Origin of the sequence: Aminobacter aganoensis, assembly GCF_014206975.1 — a bacterium.
Lineage (GTDB): Bacteria > Pseudomonadota > Alphaproteobacteria > Rhizobiales > Rhizobiaceae > Aminobacter > Aminobacter aganoensis.
The window spans coordinates 184,016-205,177 of record NZ_JACHOU010000001.1 but is presented as its reverse complement, the minus strand read 5'-3'; the positions used below and the strand labels follow the sequence as shown (position 1 = coordinate 205,177).

General features: G+C 64.1%; 18 protein-coding genes. 10 read left to right on the top strand and 8 right to left on the bottom strand.

The genetic code is table 11. The features are described 5' to 3' along the window. Nucleotides 1–24 precede the first annotated feature (24 nt). Nucleotides 25–312 carry an FAD assembly factor SdhE gene (locus tag GGR00_RS00950; RefSeq protein ID WP_055976701.1) on the top strand — a complete coding sequence of 96 codons (288 nt, stop codon included), beginning with the start codon at nt 25–27 and terminating at the stop codon, nt 310–312. Nucleotides 313–320: 8 nt separating this feature from the next. After that, nucleotides 321–3,821 (top strand): transcription-repair coupling factor, encoded by a 3,501-nt coding sequence (gene mfd, locus GGR00_RS00945; protein ID WP_184697224.1) that lies wholly within the window; start codon nt 321–323, stop codon nt 3,819–3,821. 60 nt (nt 3,822–3,881) lie between these two features. Here mfd and GGR00_RS00940 read toward each other — a convergent pair whose 3' ends face one another. Next, nucleotides 3,882–4,559, bottom strand: coding sequence for a DsbA family oxidoreductase (locus tag GGR00_RS00940; protein WP_184697221.1), 678 nt, complete (start codon nt 4,557–4,559; stop codon nt 3,882–3,884). 23 nt (nt 4,560–4,582) lie between these two features. Next, complete coding sequence (locus GGR00_RS00935; RefSeq protein ID WP_377864640.1) at nt 4,583–6,403, bottom strand: extracellular solute-binding protein; 1,821 nt, start codon at nt 6,401–6,403, stop codon at nt 4,583–4,585. A 234-nt stretch (nt 6,404–6,637) separates the two neighbouring features. Between GGR00_RS00935 and GGR00_RS00930 the strand changes: the two genes are divergently transcribed. After that, nucleotides 6,638–7,264, top strand: coding sequence for an invasion associated locus B family protein (locus GGR00_RS00930; protein ID WP_055977663.1), 627 nt, complete (start codon nt 6,638–6,640; stop codon nt 7,262–7,264). Between the two features lie 74 nt (nt 7,265–7,338). Here GGR00_RS00930 and hspQ read toward each other — a convergent pair whose 3' ends face one another. Further along, nucleotides 7,339–7,662, bottom strand: coding sequence for a heat shock protein HspQ (hspQ, locus tag GGR00_RS00925; RefSeq protein WP_055977660.1), 324 nt, complete (start codon nt 7,660–7,662; stop codon nt 7,339–7,341). Between the two features lie 267 nt (nt 7,663–7,929). Here hspQ and GGR00_RS00920 point away from each other — a divergent pair, with 267 nt between their 5' ends. Next, the gene (locus GGR00_RS00920; RefSeq protein WP_184697218.1) at nt 7,930–8,892 is read left to right on the top strand and encodes an AEC family transporter; all 963 of its coding nucleotides are present in this window, start codon (nt 7,930–7,932) and stop codon (nt 8,890–8,892) included. Nucleotides 8,893–8,904: 12 nt separating this feature from the next. Here GGR00_RS00920 and GGR00_RS00915 read toward each other — a convergent pair whose 3' ends face one another. Further along, entirely contained in the window at nt 8,905–10,134 is a 1,230-nt protein-coding gene (locus tag GGR00_RS00915; RefSeq protein WP_184697214.1) for a UbiH/UbiF family hydroxylase, read from the bottom strand. Between the two features lie 396 nt (nt 10,135–10,530). On the opposite strand from GGR00_RS00915, the gene pcsA reads away from it, so the two are divergent. The 6 genes from pcsA to GGR00_RS00885 all read left to right on the top strand — a co-directional run bounded on the left by pcsA (nt 10,531) and on the right by GGR00_RS00885 (nt 17,117). After that, nucleotides 10,531–11,265, top strand: a complete 735-nt coding sequence (pcsA, locus tag GGR00_RS00910) for a phosphatidylcholine synthase (RefSeq protein WP_184697211.1) — start codon at nt 10,531–10,533, stop codon at nt 11,263–11,265. A 4-nt stretch (nt 11,266–11,269) separates the two neighbouring features. Next, entirely contained in the window at nt 11,270–12,247 is a 978-nt protein-coding gene (locus GGR00_RS00905) for a quinone oxidoreductase family protein (protein ID WP_184697208.1), read from the top strand. Between the two features lie 102 nt (nt 12,248–12,349). Beyond that, the gene (locus GGR00_RS00900; RefSeq protein WP_184697205.1) at nt 12,350–13,927 is read left to right on the top strand and encodes an ABC transporter ATP-binding protein; all 1,578 of its coding nucleotides are present in this window, start codon (nt 12,350–12,352) and stop codon (nt 13,925–13,927) included. Then, nucleotides 13,927–15,027, top strand: coding sequence for an ABC transporter permease (locus GGR00_RS00895; protein WP_184697202.1), 1,101 nt, complete (start codon nt 13,927–13,929; stop codon nt 15,025–15,027). The genes GGR00_RS00900 and GGR00_RS00895 overlap by 1 nt, the downstream gene beginning before the upstream one ends. Then, complete coding sequence (locus GGR00_RS00890; protein WP_055976673.1) at nt 15,020–15,934, top strand: ABC transporter permease; 915 nt, start codon at nt 15,020–15,022, stop codon at nt 15,932–15,934. Before GGR00_RS00895 ends, GGR00_RS00890 begins: the two co-directional genes overlap by 8 nt. A 112-nt stretch (nt 15,935–16,046) precedes the next feature. Then, nucleotides 16,047–17,117: a BMP family ABC transporter substrate-binding protein gene (locus GGR00_RS00885; protein WP_055976670.1), complete on the top strand. Its 1,071-nt coding sequence runs from the start codon at nt 16,047–16,049 to the stop codon at nt 17,115–17,117. Nucleotides 17,118–17,230: 113 nt separating this feature from the next. Here the strand turns inward: GGR00_RS00885 and rimO are convergent, their stop codons facing one another. From rimO to GGR00_RS00865, 4 genes are all read right to left on the bottom strand, one after another. Next, complete coding sequence (rimO, locus tag GGR00_RS00880) at nt 17,231–18,547, bottom strand: 30S ribosomal protein S12 methylthiotransferase RimO (RefSeq protein WP_184697199.1); 1,317 nt, start codon at nt 18,545–18,547, stop codon at nt 17,231–17,233. A 199-nt stretch (nt 18,548–18,746) separates the two neighbouring features. Continuing rightward, on the bottom strand, nt 18,747–19,442 hold the full coding sequence (locus tag GGR00_RS00875) for a TerC family protein (protein ID WP_055976664.1): 696 nt from the start codon (nt 19,440–19,442) through the stop codon (nt 18,747–18,749). A gap of 196 nt (nt 19,443–19,638) precedes the next feature. Then, nucleotides 19,639–19,983, bottom strand: coding sequence for a hypothetical protein (locus tag GGR00_RS00870; RefSeq protein ID WP_156381268.1), 345 nt, complete (start codon nt 19,981–19,983; stop codon nt 19,639–19,641). A 58-nt stretch (nt 19,984–20,041) separates the two neighbouring features. Further along, nucleotides 20,042–21,073, bottom strand: coding sequence for a YncE family protein (locus GGR00_RS00865; RefSeq protein WP_184697196.1), 1,032 nt, complete (start codon nt 21,071–21,073; stop codon nt 20,042–20,044). Nucleotides 21,074–21,162 lie beyond the last annotated feature (89 nt).

Genomic DNA, 21,162 nt, shown 5'->3' with positions numbered 1-21,162 from the left:
GCCCGGCATAAGAGGATTTTGGACATGACCGGAACGACACGCTCGAGCGAAGGGCTTGATCCGCGCAGGCGCAAGCTTTTGTTTCGGTCCTGGCATCGCGGCATGCGCGAGATGGACCTGGTCCTCGGCAGCTTCGCCGATGCCAACATCGACAGATTAAGCGAGACGGAGCTCGACCTCTACGAGGCGCTGCTCGACATTGCCGACAGGGAGTTGCTGTCGTGGATCGTCGGCGAGGCGCCGGTGCCCGAGGCCGTCGACCACGACGTCTACCGCCAGATCGTGGCATCGCGCAGCGCCTTCACAATCTGAGTGAAATCATGAGCTTGCTGAAACCAATCGGCCTGCCCAAGGGCCGCGCCGGACAGTTGATCGTCGATGGCGTGGCCGACGGCTACGAGGCGTTCGCGATTGCCGTGGCGGCTGCCGAGATGGCGCACGACCGGCCGATGCTGTTTGTCGCGCGCGACGGCCAGAGGCTGCCGCAGATCGTCGAGACGCTGGCATTCGTGGCGCCTGACCTGCCGGTGCTCGAACTGCCGGCCTGGGACTGCCTGCCATACGACCGCGTTTCGCCCGGCTCGGATGCGGCGGCGCGCCGGCTCGATGCGCTGGCAGCGATGATCGCGCTCCGGAAGGAGCCGCACCGCGCCATCGTGCTGACCACGGCCAACGCGCTGCTGCAGCGGGTGCCGCCTTCGGCTGCCATCGAAGCGCAGGAGTTCCGCGCCAGGCCGGGCAATCAGGTCGAGATGAACGGGCTGGTGGCGCGGCTGGAGCGCGCCGGCTTCGAGCGCGTGCCGACAGTGCGCGGCGTCGGCGAGTTTGCCGTGCGCGGCGGCATCCTCGACCTCTATGCGCCGGGCGCGGCGGATGCGCTGCGGCTCGATTTCTTCGGTGACACGCTGGAAACGATCCGTGCCTTCGACGTGGCCAGCCAGCGCACGACCGGCAGCCGCAATTCGGTCGTGCTGCAGGCGATGAGCGAAGTCGCGCTGACGCCGGAGACGATCAGCAAGTTCCGCCGCAGCTATATCGAGGCCTTCGGTGCGCCGTCGCGCGACGACGCGCTCTACACCGCGATCAGCGAGGGCCGGCGTTTTGCCGGCATGGAGCACTGGCTGCCGTTCTTCTATCCGCACATGGAGACGGTGTTCGAATACCTGCCCGAGGCGCCGGTGGTGTTCGACCACCTGGCGCGCGAGGCGCTGGGCGAACGCCATGCGCTGATCCTCGATCACTACGAGGCGCGTCGCAAGCAGGCCGAAGGCAAGGGACTCAAGGACGCGGTGCCCTACAAGCCGGTGGCGCCGGAGCAGATGTACCTGTCGCCGGACGAGGTCGCCTCGGCGCTCGCCGACCAGGCCAATGCCGAGCTTACGCCGTTCGACACGCCGGATGCCGGCGGGCGCAAGGTGCTGCACGCGGGCTCGCATGCCGGGCGGAGCTTTGCCGAGGAACGCGCCGATCCGAACGCCAACGTCTTCGACGTCGTGGCGCGTCACATTGCCGACCAGCGCGCGGCCAAGCGCCGTGTCGTCGTCGCCGGCTGGACCGAGGGCTCGCTCGACAGGCTTTCGCAAATTCTCGACGAGCATCAGCTCGGCAACCTCAAGCGGGTCGCGACGCTTTCGGAAGTCGAGGCGCTGAAGGCCGGCGAAGCAGGGCTCGCGGTGTTGCCGATCGAAGCCGGCTTCGAGGCCGGCGACCTGGTGGTCGTCGCCGAGCAGGACATCCTGGGCGACCGGCTGATCCGGCGCTCGAAAAAGCGCAAGCGCGCAGCGGACTTCATCGCCGAAGCATCATCGCTGTCGGCGGGCGACATCGTGGTGCATGCCGACCACGGCATCGGCCGATTCGTGGGGCTGAAGACCATCGAGGCAGCGGGTGCGCCGCATGATTGCCTGGAAATCCACTATGCCTCCGACGGCCGGCTGTTCCTGCCGGTCGAAAACATCGAGCTTTTGTCGCGCTACGGCTCGGATTCGGCCGAAGCCCAGCTCGACAAGCTCGGCGGCGGCGCATGGCAGTCGCGCAAGGCCAAGCTCAAGCGGCGCCTGCTGGAGATGGCCGGACAGCTGATCAAGCTCGCTGCCGAACGGCACATGCGCGAAGCACCGGCAATGAACCCGCCCGACGGTGTCTATGGCGAGTTCGCGGCGCGGTTCCCGTATGAAGAGACCGACGACCAGCAGAGCGCCATCGACGCGGTGATGGAAGACCTTGGCGCCGGCAAGCCGATGGACCGCCTGATCTGCGGGGACGTCGGCTTCGGAAAAACGGAGGTTGCCCTCCGCGCGGCCTTCATCGCCGCCATGGAAGGTTTCCAGGTCGCGGTGGTGGTGCCGACGACGCTGTTGTCGCGCCAGCACTTCAAGACATTCTCGCAGCGTTTCGCCGGCCTGCCGATCAAGGTGCGCCAGGCGTCGCGGCTGGTTGGCACCAAGGAACTGGCCGAGACCAAGCAAGGCATCAGCGAGGGGACGGTGGACATCGTCGTCGGTACGCATGCGCTGCTCGGTTCGTCGATCACGTTCAAGAACCTCGGCCTCTTGATCATCGACGAGGAGCAGCATTTCGGCGTCAAGCACAAGGAGCGGCTGAAGGAGCTGAAGAGCGACGTGCACGTGCTGACGCTGTCGGCGACGCCGATCCCGCGCACGCTGCAACTGGCGCTGACGGGCGTGCGCGAGCTGTCGCTGATCGCCACGCCGCCTGTCGACCGCATGGCGGTGCGCAGCTTCATTTCGCCCTTCGATCCGCTGGTCATTCGCGAGACGCTGCTGCGCGAGCGCTATCGCGGCGGCCACAGCTTCTATGTCGTGCCGCGCATCGCCGATCTCGGCGAGATCCATCAGTTCCTGCAAGAATCGGTGCCCGAACTCAAGGTGGCCGTGGCGCATGGCCAGATGCCGCCCGGCGAACTCGACGACATCATGAACGCCTTCTACGATGGCCAGTATGACGTGCTTTTGTCGACGACCATCGTCGAATCCGGCCTCGATATTCCGACGGCCAACACGCTGATCGTGCACCGCGCCGACATGTTCGGGCTGGCCCAGCTCTACCAGCTGCGCGGTCGCGTCGGCCGCTCCAAGGTGCGCGCCTATGCGCTGTTCACCCTGCCGGCCAACCGGACGCTGACCACCACCGCCGACCGCAGGCTCAAGGTGCTGCAGTCGCTCGACACGCTGGGCGCCGGCTTCCAGCTCGCCAGCCACGATCTCGACATCCGCGGCGCCGGCAACCTGCTTGGCGAAGAGCAGTCGGGCCACATCAAGGAGGTCGGCTTCGAGCTCTACCAGCAGATGCTGGAGGAGGCGGTGGCCGAGCTGCGCGGCAGCGGCGAAGAGATCGACACCGGCTGGTCGCCGCTGATTGCCGTCGGCACCGCGGTGATGATCCCGGAAAGCTACGTGCCCGACCTGCAGCTGAGGCTCGCGCTCTACCGCCGCCTCGGCGACCTGGAGAACACCGAGGAGATCGACGGCTTCGGCGCCGAGCTGATCGACCGCTTCGGGCCGCTGCCGGAAGAGGTCAAGCACCTGCTCAAGATCGTGTTCATCAAGGCGCTGTGCCGCAAGGCCAATGTCGAGAAGCTGGATGCCGGTCCGAAGGGCGTGGTGGTGCAGTTCCGCAAGAAGGAATTCGCCAATCCGGCCGGGCTGGTGCGCTACATCGCCGAACAGGGGTCGCTGGCCAAGATCAGGCCCGACCACAGCATTGTGTTTGCGCGCGACTGGCCGAACCCGGACAAGCGGCTGGCAGGCTCGGCGGTGATCATGACGCAACTGGCGAAACTGGCCGAACAGGCTGCCTGACACGAAAAATCCCTCACCGCCGGCCGGCGATGAGGGATTTTGTCTGGCTACCCGAGAAATTCAGTTGAGTGTCGGTTCGCCTGCCGCCTTTTCGGCTGCGACCTGGCGGATGGCGTCGGCAAGGGTCGCCGACTCCTGCGCGCCCATGACGGCATATTTGCCGTCGAGCAGGAAGCAGGGCACGCCCGTGATGCCCATGCGCGAGGCGGTGACGATCTCGTTGGTGACCTCGTCGCGGTCGGAATCGGTGGCAAGCAGCGATTCGACCACGGCGGCGTCCATGCCGGCCTGGCGCGCGGCTTCGATCAGCACGGCGTGGTCGCCGACATTCTTGCCCTGCTCGAAATAGAGGCTGAACAGCGCACGGGCGAGCTTGTCCTGGACGCCTGCGCCGGAAGCTGCCGCCCAACGGATGACGCGGTGGGCGTCGAGCGTGTTGGGGGCGACCGTTATGGCGTCGAAATCGAACGAGATGCCCTCGATCGCGCCGAGCGACACGAGGTTGGCGTGGGCCTGGGTGAGCCGGGCCTCGTCATTGAACTTCGACAGCATGTAGGCCTTGCGTTCCTTGCCTTCGGCCGGGATCGTCGGGTCGAGCTGGAATGGACGCCAGCGGACCTCGGCGTCGATGTCGGGCAGGCTGGCAAGCGCGTTCTCAAGGCGCTTCATGCCCAGGAAGCACCACGGGCAGACGACGTCGGAGACGACGTCGATGGTCAGCTTGTTCTGTTCTGTCATGGAAAAGTCCTTGATTGAGCTGATTAGCCGCCCTGGCTCCACCAGACCGGCAACTGATAGCCAAATATGGGTGTCTTTTCCGGATGTTTTAGTCTTTTGGCAAAAGCGATCCACTGTTCGGAGTTGTGCTGCATGGGCACCATGTAGCTGCCGGAGATCAGCAGGCGGTCGAGCGCGCGCACGGCAGCGACGAAATCTTCCTTCTCGCGGGCCTTGAGCATGGCATCGATCATGGCGTCGACGGCCGGGCTGGAAACGCCGGCGAGGTTGAACGAGCCTTCCTTTTGCGCCGAGGAAGAGCCCCAGCGGCCGATCTGCTCGATGCCCGGCGACAAGGTACCGGAGAAGCCGGTGACGCCGATCAGGGAGTCGAATTCGAATGCCTGCTTGCGCGACTGGATCTGGTCGGCCTCGAGCGCGCGGATGGTGACCGCGATGCCGAGTTTTTCCAGCGTCCGCTGGTAGATGGCGGCCAGCCGCTGCTCGGCCTCCGACGAAGTCAGGACCTCGAAGGCGAAGGGCTTGGCTTCGCTGTCCAGCATCTTGCCGCCCTGGAGCGTGTAGCCGGCGCTCTTGAACAGGTCGAATGCCGCCTTCAGCACCTTGCGGTCCTGGCCGGAGCCGTCGGTGACCGGCGGACGCCAGGTGCCGTCCATGACTTCGGGGCGGACGGTATCGGGGAAGGGCGCCAGCAGTGCCTTCTCCTTGTCGGAGGCCGGCACGCCATAGGCGGAAAGCTCGGTGCCCTGCCAATAGCTGACCGTGCGCTCGTACTTGCCGCTGAACAGGTTCCGGTTGGCCCACTCGAAGTCGTAGAGCATGCCGAGCGCCTGGCGCACGACCGGATTGGCGAATTTCGGCAGCCGGGTGTTGAACATAAAGCCGGTGACAACCGGCGGCAGGCCGCTCTTGAAGGTCTCGGCGACGATGTCGCCGTTCTTGTAGGCGGGGAAGTCGAAGCCGCGCTCGCGCTTGACCGGATCGGCTTCGACGAAGGTGTCGCAAAGACCCTTCTTGAAGGCTTCGAACTGGGCTGCGGCGTTGAGGAAATATTCGATGGTGATCTGGTCGTAATTGTCGAAGCCACGCTTCGAGGGGATGTCGCGGGCCCAGTATTCGGGATTGCGCTTGAACACGATGCGTTCGCCGGGCTTCACCTCGGCGACGGTGTAAGGGCCGCTGCCGATGATCGGCTTCAGCGTGGTCTGGTCGAACGTATCCTTGGAGAAGGCGTGCTTGGGCACGATCGGGGTGAGCGCGACGATCAGCGGGAATTCGCGGTCGGCCTTGTCGTTGAAGGTGAAGCGGACGCTGCGGTCGCCGGTCTTTTCGATCTTCTCGATCTTGGACATGCGGTCGCTGTAGGGCGGGCGGCCTTTTTCGGTGAAGACCTCATAGGTGAAGATGACGTCGTCGGGCGTGATCTCCTTGCCGTCCGACCATTTGGCGTCCGGGTCGAGGTTGAACTCGATCCACTTGCGTTCGGGGTCGATGTCGACCGACTTGGCGGTCAGGCCGTAGATGCTGAAGGCTTCGTCGGCGCTGCGCTGCATCAGCGATTCGAAGACGAGGTTGCCGTAGATGACGTCGACCATGCCGCGCGCGGTGGTGCGCAGGCTCTTGATAATGAACGGGTTGAGATTGTCGAAACTGCCGATGACGCAGTAGGTGATCTTGCCGCCCTTGGGCGCGTCGGGATTGGCATAGGGAAAGCTCTTGAAGTCAGCCGGCAAAGCGGGCGTGCCATGCATCGACAGGCCGTGAACCGGCTCGGCGAGGGCCGCCAGAGGGGCGACAAAGGCGATGGCGGCGGTGGCGGCCAGCAGCGAAAGAGTGCGTCTCACGACGATTCTCCACGAATTCGGGGAAGCTTTGATGATTCGAAGGGTAGCGCAGGCGAATGCGGCCCGTCCATCGCCGGGGCAAGGCACAAGAAATGCGCTGAAACAGGCTGGATTCGCGGCTCGTGGCAGTGTAACACGCGCGGCGAAGTCATGCTGTTGCCTCATTTGCCCAACAGGTAGCGTCGACACACGGCTTGGGCCGGTTCCGGGATTGTTTGAGAGGAATTCATGAAGATGACGAGCCAGAAATTCGACGGTCTCCGTCTGTCGGCCTTGGTGGCTGGCGTTGCCGGTGTGCTGGCGTCGGGCCTGTCGCCTGCTGCCGCGCAGCAGCAGCAGATCCCGCAGGGCTGGTTCAAGGCCTGTTCCAAGCAGGCTGACGTGGACATCTGCAACGTGCAGAACATCCTGACCGCCAGCAACGGCCAGCTGGTCACCGGCATCTCGATGATCGAGCTCAAGGGCAAGGTCAACCGCAAGGTGTTCCAGGTCACCGTTCCGAGCGGCCGTCTCGTGCCTCCCGGCATCGGCCTGCAGGTCGACGGCGGCAAGGCGCAGAAGCTCGAATACGTGATCTGCTTCCCGGATCGTTGCGTTGCCGAAACCGCGCTTTCCGACCAGCTCGTGGCGTCCTTCAAGAAGGGCACCGAACTGACGCTGACCTCGGTCAATTTCCAGAACCAGCCGAACCCGATCAAGGTTTCGCTTTCGGGCTTCACCGGCGCCTTTGACGGCGAGCCGATGAAGCAGTCGGACCTTGAGGACCGCCAGAAGAAGCTCCAGGAATTCGTGTCGAAGAACAACCAGGACTTCGCCAAGAAGCTCAAGGAAGAGCAGGACAAGGCCAAGACGGCCAACTGATCGATCTTCCGATCCGGAACTGAAAAAAGCGGGGCGATTGCCCCGCTTTTTTGTTTTGTGTCAACGCGTTCAGATCAGTGGCTGATGCGGGCCTTGGGGGCGTAGCGCCCGTCCGAGGTCTTGTCGAAATATTCGCCGACCTGGGGATGGCGGACCGGCTCGCCGGAGCTGTCTTCGAGCAGGTTCTGCTCGGAGACGTAGGCGACGTATTCGGTCTCGGCGTTTTCGGCCAGCAGATGATAGAAGGGCTGGTCGCGCCGGGGGCGCACGGCGGCCGGGATGGCGTCGTACCATTCCTCGGTGTTGGCGAATTCGGGGTCGACATCGAAGATGACGCCCCGGAACGGGAACACGCGGTGGCGAACCACCTGTCCGATCGAGAACTTTGCCGTCTTCATGCCGATCACCGTACGCTACGCCATTCCAGTCGATTTACATTTGTATTCAAACGCTTAAGGCTCTGTTTCCGGCGCATTTCCCGTGCTGCCGCTGAAACTGCCCCGTCCTTCATTCCTATTTGGCGCAGTCGACCAGCCATTTCAATGGCATAGCGGCTTGACGCCGGCCAAAGCGGCACGATACCCGCAGGGTGGAACTCCCTTCGTCATGCAGGTTTGGCGCGCTCGAACCCGCATGTTTGCAGAAGCGCCAATCGGGAATTGCCCATGTCTGAGGTGATCGGTCTGGTCCTGCCGTTCTTCGGCCTGATCTTCATGGGCTTCCTGGTTGCCCGGATCACCAGGCAGCCGCTCGAAGCGCTCGGCTGGATGACGACCTTCATCGTCTATGTCGCGCTGCCGGCGCTGTTTTTCCAGTTGCTGGCCAAGACGCCGTTCGAGCGGCTGACCGAATGGGGCTACATCTTCGGCGCCGTGGTCTCGACCTTCATCATCTTCGCGCTGATGTTCACGGCGTCCTACATCAAGGGGCGGGGCGAGATCGCGGAATCGACGATCAAGGGGCTGGCCTCGGCCTACGGCAATATCGGCTATATGGGGCCGGGGCTGGCATTGCTGGCCTTTGGCGAGGAAGCGGCAGTGCCGGTGGCGCTGATCTTCTGCTTCGAAAACATCATGCACTTCACCATCGCGCCGATGATGATGGCGCTGGCCGGCGACGAGCCGCGCGCGCCGATGAGCGTGGCGCTGGACGTGCTGAAGAAGATCGCCTTCCACCCGTTCATCATCGCCACGGCGGTCGGCGTGCTCGCTGCCTATGTCGAATTCCGCCCACCGCTGCCCGTCGAGCGGTTCCTCGAATACCTGTCGCGGGCGGCAGCCCCTTGCGCGCTGTTTGCCATGGGAGTGACGCTGGCGCTGCGCCCGCTCAAGCGCGTGCCGCACGAGATGGTGCCGATCGCGCTGCTGAAGCTGATCGTGCACCCGCTGGTCTGCTACGTCGTGCTGAGCTGGATCGGCAATTTCTCGCCGGTATGGCTGTTTTCGGCGATGCTGCTGGCGGCGCTGCCGACTGCCACCAACGTCTTCGTCATCGCCCAGCAATATGGCGTGTGGGTCGAGCGGGCGTCGGCCAGCGTGCTGGTCACCACCTGCGCTTCGGTGCTGACGGTCACCGGCCTGCTCTACATGATCCAGCACGGCATATTGCCGCCGGATCTGTTTCCCTGAGACCTGCCGGTCCTACTCGGTCGAAGCGCCGCGAAGCCGGCGCGGCGAGCGAAGGGCCGCACCGAGAGCCGAAAAGCCGCTGCCGGGGCGCAGGCCCTCGCGCATGAAGAAGGCACGCAGCGGCGAGAATCCGCCGAGGAAATTGAGCCCGGCGCTACGGGCGAGCTGTGCCGGCAACATGTCCGAGAGCAGCGACCTGTTGAGCAGGTTGACCGCGCTGGTGCGTGCGAGGATGTCGGGACGGCGCGCCGAATCGTAGACTGCAAGTGCCGCCGGGGCACCCGGATCGTCAACGTTTTTCAATGCCGTTTCAACGAGTTGGTCGACATCCCTGATGCCGAGATTGAGGCCCTGGGCGCCGATCGGCGGAAACACGTGCGCGGCTTCGCCGACCAAAGCGATGCGGTTCTGGGCAAAGCGTTGCGGCAGCGACGTCGAAAGCGGGTAGATCTGGCGGCCGCCCTCGACCGTGATGCGGCCGAGCATCGATTGCATCTGGCGTTCGACGCGCAGCGACAGGGCCGCGTCGTCGAGATCGGCGAATTGCCTGGCGGTTTCGGGCCTCAGCACCCAGACGAGGCTGGAGCGACGGCCGGGCAGCGGCACGATGGTGAACGGGCCGGTTTCGGTGTGGAACTCGGTCGAGGTGAAGGCATGGTCGCGGCTGTGGGCGAAGTTCAGCACCAGGGCCGCCTGGGGCAACGTGCGGGCGCTGGCCGAAATGCCCGCCGCCTCGCGCGCCGGCGAGTTCCTGCCGTCGGCGGCGACCGCAAGCGGCGCTGCCACCGTCGTGCCATCCGAAAGCGCTGCGGTGACCTGTTTGGCTTCGATGGTCCAGTTCTCGACCAGGGACTGGCGCCACTCGATGCCAGAATGTGCCTCGACCGCCTGCTGCAGCACGGCATTGAGAACGCGGTTCTGGAAGTTGAAGCCGAAATGCTCCTCGTCGATCTCGCCGGCGCGGAAGGTGACGATGGGGCTGCGGACCAGCCGCGACGTGCCGTCGACGATGCGCATGACCTTGAGCGGTGCGGCGTCCGCCTCAAGGGCATCGAGAACGCCAAGGCGCGCAAGGAACTTGAGCGCGGGAACCATCAGGGCGGTGGTGCGGCCGTCGTCGGCGCGCGCCGGCGGGCCGGCGAGGACGACGCCGAAACCGGCGTCGGCAAAAGCAAGCGCCGATATCAGCCCAACCGGGCCGGTGCCAGCCACCAGAATGCGGGTTTTCGTGTCGACGCTCATCTGCCGCCGTCCATGCTTGCCAGGTGCCGAAGGCGCACCTTCATGAACCCGATATAGGGCAGTCGGGTCCGGTTGATCAACGCGGCGTTTGCGCCCATTGAAGCCGCGTGCCGGCCCGTGCGCGTCTTTCCGCTACGTCACTTCGGGCCGATTATTGTTTATCTTTTCATGAAGTTGTGCCGAACGTTCCAGTGAGCACAACCATCTCTGCTTTCGGCTTGTCTGGGAAGCGGCGCTGCTATTAAGTGCCGGATGAAAGGGAGTTTGCCGATGCCAAGCAGGATTGCGCCATGAAGGAAGAATTCATGCCCTCCCGCCGCAGCAGTTCTCCCGCGCATGCTTGTCTTGTGGCCCGGTTCATCCGGCCCATTTCTGCAAACTCGATTGGCGGCAACCGTGAAGCCTAAGAAAGTCACCTGGCCGCAAGCGCGCGCCTTTTCGGTCCATCTGCTCACCGCGTCGGGTTCGTTCCTGGCCTTTCTGTCGCTGGTCGCGGCCAGCGAGGAGCGCTGGACGGCGATGTTCTGGTGGCTGGGGCTGGCGCTGTTCGTCGACGGCATAGACGGCCCGATCGCACGCAAGCTCGAGGTCAAGGAAATCCTGCCGACATGGTCGGGCGAACTGCTCGACAACATCATCGACTACGTCACCTACGTGCTGATCCCGGCCTTTGCGCTGTACCAGAGCGGCTTCATGGGCGAGGGGCTGTCGTTCCTGTCGGGCGCGATCATCGTCGTGTCGAGCGCGATCTACTATGCCGACACCGGGATGAAGACGAAGGAGAACTTCTTCAAGGGCTTCCCCGTCGTCTGGAACATGGTGGTGTTCACGCTGTTCGTCATCGAGCCGGGACAGTGGGTGTCGTTCGCGGTGGTCGTCATCGCCGGCATCCTGACCTTCGTGCCGATGAGCTTCCTGCATCCGGTGCGCGTCGTGCGGTTGAGGAACATCAACCTGCCGATCACGCTGATCTGGTGCGCCTTCGGGGCCATCGCGCTCGCACAGGCGATGCATGCCAGCGAATGGGTCAAGATCGGCATTGCCGTCAGCGGCATCTACCTGTTCTTCATCGGGGGGGTGATGCAGCTCTTCCCCAATCTCGGCGCAAGGCAAATTGCCGGGAAGGACTGACGCCATGCCCAAAGCCATACGAGTCCATGCCCATGGCGGCCCCGAGGCGCTGGTCTACGAAGAGGCCGAGGCCGGCCGTCCCGGTGCAGGCCAGGTGCTGATCCGTCACACCGCGATCGGGCTCAACTTCATCGACGTCTATTTCCGCACCGGCCTCTACCCGGCGCCCAACGGCATGCCGGTGATCCCCGGCGGCGAGGCGGCCGGCGTGGTGCTGGAGCTGGGCGAGGGCGTCGACTGGCTGAAGGCCGGCGATCGCGTCGCCTATGCCGTTCCGACCGGCGCTTATAGCGAGGAGCGGGTGATTGCCGCCGACAGGCTGGTCAAGGTGCCCGACGGCATCAGCGACGAGCAGGCTGCGGCGATGATGCTGAAAGGCATGACAGCCGAGTATCTGTTGCTGCGCACCTTCAAGGTCAAGCCCGGCGACACGGTTCTCTACCATGCCGCGGCCGGCGGCGTCGGCCTGATCCTCGGGCAATGGGCCAGGCATCTGGGCGCCACTGTCATCGGCACGGTGGGCTCGGACGAAAAGGGCGAGCTCGCCAGGGCGCATGGCTTCGACCATGTCATCAACTATCGCGACCAGGATTTCGTCGCCGAAGTCGCCAGGATCACCGGCGGGCAGAAGTGCGATGTCGTCTATGACTCGGTCGGCAACGACACGTTTCCCGGCTCGCTCGACTGCCTGCGGCCGCTGGGAACCTTCGTCAGCTTCGGCCAGTCGTCGGGGCCGATCCCGCCGTTCAGCATTTCGCTGCTGGCGCAGAAGGGCTCGCTCTATGCAACGCGCCCGACGATTTTCGCCTATAATGCGAAGCGCGAGGATCTGGTGCGCTCAGCCGAGGCGCTGTTCGATGTGGTGCTCAAGGGAGCGGTCGAAATCAGGATCAACCAGCGTTATGCGCTACGCGACGCCGCCCAGGCACATGCCGATCTCGAAGGCCGCAAGACCACCGGAACGACGGTACTTATCCCTTGAATTGTTGCTGGAATCCTTGAAGCTCTTTCAACTTGTGACATGCTTTGCGCCGGGAGCAGGACGCGCCTACCATGCTCCCGGGAACATAATAAAGAACTGACAATGGGAGGCGTTGTGGACACAACCCCTTTAGCCAATGGTCGGAACCTGCTCGAGGTTCGTGGCCTGACGAAGATATTCGGCACATTGAAGGCGTGCGACCAGGTCGACCTGACCATCGCCAAGGGCGAAATCCATGCCCTTCTCGGTGAAAACGGCGCCGGCAAGTCGACCCTGGTGAAGATGCTGTTCGGCTCGCTGGAGCCCAATGCGGGCGAAATCCAGTGGAACGGACAGCCCGTCAGGATCACCAGCCCGGGCGTTGCCAAGAAGCTCGGCATTGGCATGGTTTTCCAGCATTTTTCGCTGTTCGAGGCGCTGACTGCCGCCGAAAACATTGCGCTCTCGCTGGCCGACGACACGCCGATCAGCACGATTGCCGCCAAGGCGCGCGCGCTGTCCTACAGCTACGGCCTGCCGCTCGATCCGGAATCGCTGGTCGGCGACCTGTCTGTCGGCGAGCGCCAGCGCATCGAGATCATCCGCTGCCTGCTGCAGACACCGGATCTCATCATCCTCGACGAGCCAACCTCGGTGCTGACGCCGCAGGAGGCCGACAAGCTGTTCGAGACCCTGGAAAGACTGCGCGCTGAAGGCAAGTCCATCCTCTACATCTCGCACCGGCTGGACGAGGTGAGGCGGCTTTGCGACAGCGCGACGATCATGCGCCACGGCAAGGTGGTGGGCCATTGCAACCCGCGGCTGGAGACGCCGTCCTCGCTGGCGCGGATGATGGTCGGCACCGAGGTCAAGAACGCCGAGCGCACGACGGCCGCGGTTCGCGGCGAAGAACTGCTCAGCATCTGCGGCATGAGCCGCAAGCCGGCAGGGCCGTTCTCGATGCCGCTCAAGAACATCCGGCTGAACGTCGCCGGCGGCGAGGTCATCGGCATTGCGGGCGTTGCCGGCAACGGCCAGGGCGAATTGTTCGAAGCGATCTCGGGCGAGGCGCTGCAGGACAGCGCCGACGCGATCCGCATCCGCGGCAAGTCGGCCGGGCGCATGGGCATTTCGGCGCGGCGCCTGCTGGGTGCCGCCTTCGTGCCGGAAGAGCGCCTGGGGCACGGTGCGGCACCGCGCATGCGGTTGTCGGACAATCTCCTGCTGTCGCGCCACACCACGGACGGCAAGGCCTTCGTCGGCATGGCCGGCATGGTCAAATCCGGCGCCGTCCAGAAGGCGGCGCAACGCATCATCGAGGTGATGGACGTGCGCAAGAGCGCGCCTGACCCCGAAGCCGCCGCACTTTCCGGCGGCAATTTGCAGAAATTCATCATCGGCCGCGAGCTCGACCGCAACCCGTCGGTCATGGTGGTGAACCAGCCGACCTGGGGCGTCGATGCGGGTGCGGCCGCGCGCATTCGCCAGGCACTGATCGAACTTGCCCGCAACGGCTCGGCCGTGCTGGTCATCAGCCAGGACCTCGACGAACTGTTCGAGATCTCCGACTCGATCGCCGTCATGCACAATGGCGATCTGTCCAAGCCCATTCCGATCGCCGAAGCCACGCTCGAACGCATCGGCCTTTTGATGGGCGGCGCCGAACCCGGCCATCTCGACCATGCGAAGGAGGTGGCGTGATGCGTATCGAACTGGTCAAACGCCCCGAACGCTCCCAGCTGTTTGCCGCCTTTTCGCCCTTCATCGCGCTTGGGCTGACGCTGATCGCCGGCGCGATCATGTTCACGGTGCTCGGCAAGAACCCCGTCGAGGCGCTGTACTACTACTTCATCGACCCGCTGCGCGAGGTCTGGTCGCTGCACGAGCTGGCGGTCAAGGCCGCGCCGCTGATCCTGATCGCCGTCGGGCTGTCGATCTGCTTCCTGTCCAACAACTGGAACATCGGCGCCGAGGGCCAGTTCATCATGGGCGCCATCGCCGGCTCGATCCTGCCGGTGATGTTCCCGGAGTTCCAGTCGTGGATCGTGCTGCCGCTGATGCTGCTCATGGGGATTGCGGGAGGGGCGCTCTATGGCGCCATTCCGGCCTATCTCAAGGTGCGCTTCAACACCAACGAGATCCTGACCAGCCTGATGCTGGTCTATGTCGCGCAGCTTTTTCTCGACTGGATGGTGCGTGGTCCCTGGCGCAATCCCGAGGGCATGAACTTTCCCGAGACGCGGACCTTCAGCCCGAGCGCGGTCCTGCCCGAGATCTGGTCGGCGTCCGGCCGCGCGAACTGGGGTTTCGTCTTCGCCATCGTCACCGCTGTCGCGCTGTGGTTCATGCTGTCGCGGACGCTGAGGGGCTTTGAAGTGCAGGTGCTCGGCCAGAGCCCGCGCGCCGGCAAGTTCGCCGGGTTCTCGCAGTCGCGCATGGTGTTCTTCGCTTTCCTGGTTGCCGGCGGCCTTGCCGGTCTTGCCGGCATCTCCGAAGTGTCCGGCGCCATCGGCCAGCTCCGGCCGACGATTTCGCCCGGCTACGGCTTTGCCGCCATCATCGTGGCCTTCCTGGGCCGCCTGAACCCGCTCGGCATCATCGCCGCGGGGCTGGTGCTGGCCCTGTCTTATCTCGGCGGCGAGGCGGCACAGATCTCGATCGGCGTGTCGGACAAGGTGGTGCGTGCCTTCCAGGGCATGCTGCTGTTCTTCGTGCTCGCCTGCGACACGCTCATTCTCTATCGCATCCGCTTTGTCGGCTCCTCCGCTGCAAAGACCGTGGAGGCCACCCAAAATGTTTGAAGGCATCCTGATTACGATCGCGACGGCGGCAACCCCGCTGCTGATCGCTTCCGTCGGCGAACTGGTGGTCGAACGCTCCGGCGTTCTCAACCTCGGCGTCGAAGGCATGATGGTGATGGGCGCGGTGACCGGTTTCGGCGTGGCGCTGGCCACCGGGTCGCCCTGGCTCGGCGTGCTCGCCGCGATCATCGTCGGCGCGCTGTTTTCGCTGTTGTTCGGCTTCCTGACGCTGACGCTGGTGACCAACCAGGTGGCGACCGGCCTTGCGCTGACGCTGCTCGGCCTCGGCCTGTCGGGCATGCTGGGCGAAAGCTTCGTCGGCATGCCGGGCGTGAAGATGGACTACATCTACATTCCCGTGCTGACCGACCTGCCATTCGTAGGCAAGCTGGTCTTCGGCCAGGACCCGCTGTTCTACGTGTCGCTGCTGCTGACGGCCGGCGTGGCGTACTTCCTGTTCCGCACGCGGGCAGGGCTCACGCTGCGCTCGATCGGCGACAACCACGCCTCGGCGCATGCGCTTGGCATCAAGGTGATCGCCATCCGCTACCTCGCGGTGATGTTCGGCGGCGCCTGCGCGGGCCTTGCGGGCGCTTATCTGTCGCTGGTCTATACGCCGCAATGGATCGAGAACATGACCGCCGGCCGCGGCTGGATCGCGCTTGCACTGGTCGTGTTCGCCTCCTGGCGGCCGTGGCGGGTGCTGGCCGGCGCCTATCTGTTCGGCGCAGTATCGATCGGCCAGTTGCATGCCCAGGCCCTGGGTATCGGCGTGCCGTCGCAGCTGCTTTCTTCGCTACCCTATCTGGCAACTGTCGTTGTACTTGTTCTAATCTCGCGCAACAGGCGACTGACGATGGTGAACACTCCGGCTTCATTGGGGCGGCCGTTTGTGCCAGATCGCTAAGGACATGATGTCGACTCGCGGCCGCGCAGCGGTGCGCAAGGGAAGATCGTGTCTCTGGGACTATAAAAAGAATGGGATAGTGCCCCGGGCAACCAGTAAGAGGAACAACAGTATGAAGAAGACAATTCTGTCATTGGCCGCGGCAGCTGCCGTGATGTCGTTTGGCACAGTGGCGGCGGAAGCCAAGGTCAAGGCCTGCTGGGTCTATGTCGGCCCGATCGGCGATTTCGGCTATTCGTACCAGCACCACCAGGGCCTGCTGCAGGCCAAGGAGAAGTTCGGCGACGAACTCGAGACCGCCTATCTCGAAAGCGTGCCGGAAGGTGCGGACGCCGAGCGTGCCATCGAACGCTTCGCGCGTTCGGGCTGCAACATCATCTTCGCAACCTCCTTCGGCTTCATGGATCCGACCAACAAGGTCGCCGGCAAGTTCCCGGACGTGAAGTTCGAGCATGCCACCGGCTACAAGCGCGAGCATCCGAACGTTGCGACCTACAACTCGAAGTTCCACGAAGGCCGCTACATTCAGGGCGTGATCGCCGCCAAGGAATCGAAGGCCGGTGTCGCCGGCTACATCGCTTCCTTCCCGATCCCCGAAGTGGTGATGGGCATCAACGCCTTCATGCTCGGCGCGCAGTCGGTCAACCCCGACTTCAAGGTCAAGGTGGTGTGGGCCAACACCTGGTTCGACGCCGGCAAGGAAGCCGACGCCGCCAAGGCGCTGATCGACCAGGGCGTCGACATCATCACCCAGCACACCGACTCGACCGCGCCGATGCAGGTTGCCACCGAGCGCGGCATCAAGGCGTTCGGCCAGGCTTCGGATATGATCAAGTTCGGCCCGACCACCCAGCTGACCTCGATCGTCGACGATTGGGGTCCGTACTACATCGAGCGCATCCAGGAGGTCATCGATGGCACCTGGAAGCAGAGCGACATCTGGGGCGGCATGAAGGAAGGCCACGTCGTGATGGCGGCCTACGCCAACATGTCCGACGATGCGAAGAAGCTGGCCGAGGAAACCGAAGCCAAGATCAAGTCCGGCTCATTCAACCCGTTCACCGGCCCTGTGGCCAAGCAGGACGGAACCGAATGGCTGAAGGCCGGCGAAGTGGCGGAGGATGGCGTGCTGCTCGGCATGAACTTCTACGTCAAGGGCGTCGACGACAAGCTGCCGCAGTAAGCGGAGCACTCTGGGGCGCCCGTGGCGCCTCCAAAAAAAGAACCCCCGGTCTTGCCGGGGGTTTTTTTGGGCTGGCGAAGGGGACGTGGCCGCTCTCGTGACAGATGTCCGGATCAGACGGCCGAGCCGTAGAGATCGTAGGCGTCGGCACGGTCGATCTTGACCGTGACGATGTCGCCGACGCGCAGCGGGCGGCGCGACTGAATGTGGACGGAACCGTCGATCTCGGGTGCGTCATACTTGGTGCGGCCCTTGGCGCTGGTGCCGTTGGCCTCGTCGATGATGACCGGCAGGCGCTTGCCGACCTTCTTGGCCTGCGCGGCGGCCGAAATCTTCTGCTGGCGTTGCATGAAGCGATGCCAGCGGGCTTCCTTGACCTCTTCCGGCACCTGTTCGAGCCCGAGATCGTTGGAGCGCGCGCCGCTGACCGGCTCGTATTTGAAGCAGCCAGCACGATCGATCTTGGCCTCGTCGATCCAGTCGAGCAGCATCTCGAAATCTTCCTCGGTCTCGCCGGGGAAACCGACGATGAAGGTGGAGCGGATGGCAAGGTCAGGGCAGACGTCGCGCCAGCCGCGAATGCGCTCCAGCGCCTTCTCGCCATGGGCCGGACGGCGCATGTTCTTCAGCACCTGCGGCGAGGCGTGCTGGAAGGGAATGTCGAGATAGGGCAGGATCTTGCCCTCGGCCATCAGCGGAATGACGTCGGCGACATGCGGGTAGGGATAGACGTAGTGCATGCGCACCCAGATGCCGAGTTCTCCGAGTTCCTTCGACAAGTCGAGGAACTTGGCGCGGACCTCGCGGTCCTTCCACGGGCTGGAGGCGTATTTGATGTCGATGCCGTAGGCGCTGGTGTCCTGCGAGATCACCAGCAGTTCCTTGACGCCGGCATTGGCGAGTTTTTCTGCTTCGCGCAGCACGTCGCCGGCCGGGCGCGAGACGAGGTCGCCACGCAGGTCGGGAATGATGCAGAAGGTGCAGCGGTTGTTGCAACCTTCTGAAATCTTGAGATAGGCGTAGTGGCGCGGGGTGAGCTTGACGCCTTGCGGCGGCACCAGGTCGGTGAACGGGTCGTGCGCCGGCGGCGCTGCCTCGTGCACTGCGGCCATGACGCTTTCATAGGCCTGAGGCCCGGTGATGGCGAACACGTTGGGGTGCTTTTCGCGGATCAGCTCCGGCGTTGCCCCCATGCAGCCGGTGACGACGACCTTGCCGTTTTCCTTCAGCGCGGTGCCGATGGCGTTCAGCGATTCATCGCGGGCGGAATCGAGGAAGCCGCAGGTGTTGACCACGACGAGGTCGGCGCCGTCATGCTTGCGGGCGATCTCGTAGCCTTCGGCGCGCAACCGCGTGATGATGCGTTCAGAATCGACAAGCGCCTTTGGGCAACCGAGGCTGACGAAGCTGACGCGGGGTGCTGCTGACATAAACGGGTTCCAATGGGTGCGGGCCGTAACACCCTTGAGGGCCGGCCTGGAAGTCTTGAATTTTCTCGATCTGTCGGCTCTGAAAAGAGCTCAATTCGGGCGGCGCAATAGCACAAATCGGCGTCCAAGCAAACCGACTGATCGCTACATGCAAAAAGGGCCGGATTGTTCCGGCCCCTTTTCGTCAATCGTATCGGCCTCAGTGGGCCGGAGCGCGATGCCCGCCGAACCAATCGCTCAGGAAGCCAAACTGGTCCGGGAACTGGTCGACGGCACCGTCGAGCAGCATCTTCAGCGCGACATAGAGGATGATGAGCAGGCCGATATAGGCGATCCAGCGATACTTGTGCAGCAGGCGCGCGACGAAAGAGGCGGCAAAGCCCATCAGCGCGATCGACAGGGCCAGGCCGATGATCAGGACGGTCGGGTGGTCCATCGCCGCACCGGCGACAGCGAGCACGTTGTCGAGGGACATTGACACGTCGGCGATGACGATCTGCCAGGCGGCCTGGGCGAAGGTCTTGCGCGGGCCCTTGCCGGCGATCTTGCCGTCCTTGTCGTAGTCGGCGTCGGAGAGCGCTTCGGTTGCCTCATGCTCCTGTTCGTGGCTGACGCTGAGTTCGCGCCACATCTTCCAGCACACCCACAGCAGCAGCAGGCCGCCGGCGATGAGCAGCATCGGGCCGATGGCCAGGAGCCACTGGGTGATGAGCGCGAAACCGATGCGGAGGACGGTCGCGGCCGCGATGCCGACGAGGATGGCCTTCTTGCGCTGCTCGGCGGGCAGGCCCGCTGCGGCAAGGCCGATGACGATGGCATTGTCGCCAGCGAGCACGAGATCGATAGCTATGACCTGCAGAAGGGCGGTGAAGCCTGCGGCAGTGAATATCTCCATCGGGCGGGACCTTCTCCATTCCGTTCCAGCGACTGGAGGTGGGCTATAACGGTCGATGCTTGCTCGTCAACCGGCTACCGCCGTGTTTGCGCGAAATACGCAAAAACCGGGGCTTTGCTGACGCGAGCCTGACAAAAATGGGTGGAAATCATGGTTTCGGCGAGCCAGCCGCGGGATGGCCCGGGCCGTGAAGCGGTCATTCGCAGGCGTATCTGACACGTCCGGTCGAACTGGTGATGGCGCGGCAGGACATGGGCTTGGCGCCGCCCGCGGCTCTCTCGGAAGCACGGCCTGGCGCACGCGTCACTGGGCGCGGGCCGGGCTGCTGGGTGACGAAGCGGATCTCCGGACCGGCCGGGAAGGAGGAGGCTTGCGAGCGCTCGCTGGCGGCGCGCCTGGCGTCGTCGTCCTGCCAGAAGCGCCTGGAGTCCATCGGTTTGGGAATGACGACGGTCCCGTCGGACGAGCGGCTGCAGCCGCCGACCGTCGTGGCCGAAAGACATAGGACAAGCGCGGGCGCCAATTTCCAACCTGAACTCATGCGATTTCTATATCGCGGTCGGCGGCGGCGATAAAGTACTTGCCGTCAAGCTGTTGTGCTAATTCGCAAAATTCTTCTGCGACAGCAAAGTGGGGATGTGAAAGCAGGCGAGGGGCTGTTCTTCATTGGTAACCACCAGCAACTCGCCCGTGGCGTCGATGTCGAGCCCCTTCGGGCCGCCTTCTTCGGGATTGTGCCGCCCCTTCTGAAAGGTCTGATCGTCAAGGACCCGGAAAGAGACTACGGGCGCATGCTCGCCTGACCAGCCGTTACCGGCACTTCGGTAGACACGTACATAGGGCGAGCCTGCGTCGGCGACGTAGATCATGCTGCCATCCGGCGAAAATCTTACGCCGTGCGGGTAACCCACGCTGCAAAGGGTGCCTGCATGAGCCGACCGGCGATCGAGACGCGTCCGGTTGTCGAACAGAAGCACGGAATGCGTCATGTGGTTGCTGATGGCAATCCAGGCCTTGTCGGGGCTGAGCGCAATGCCGTCGGGCACGTCCAGCCCTTGCTCCAGGAGGATCGAGTTGCGCGGCAGCGACCACCCACCCGGCCTGATCACATGCCTCGTGACCCGGTGCTTGTAGTTGTTGCAGACCAGAAGTTCGTAGCGGCCCTTGCCGATGGCCGAGACGCACACGGAGCCGGGCGTGGAAATACGCCGGCTGAGGCCGGCACGACGGATGACCTGCGACGGCGACAGATCATACACACGCTGCTGTCCCGACATGGAAGGCAAGGCGAAAAGGGTGACGACGCCGCCGCGGTTGGCGACGACAAGCGTCCCATTGTCGACAAAATCGAAGCCATGCGGATCCCTGAGATCAGGCGAATGCAGCTCGATGTAGTCCTTGATGTGCAGGACCGGCTTGTCCGTGGAGCGGACGATCTCGACATCGAACAGCAGGCACATGCTCCTGCCGAAGCCGGCGATCGCCAGGCGACGGAAGTCCGGTGAAAAGCGCAGGTCTTCGGTCCGGCCGAGCTGTGCAATGACATCGGCGACATGCTGGTCGACAACGAACGGCAGATCGGCGGGCCTGTCGTCGACGACGATCGTGCGGGTGGGGAGGGCGATGTTCATGGGCAGCGGTCCGGGGCCGGCCCTTGGAGCGACCGGCAATCGCTCGGCGCTACATGACTGCAGAAGTGGTGACAAGGTGGGATGCAGTA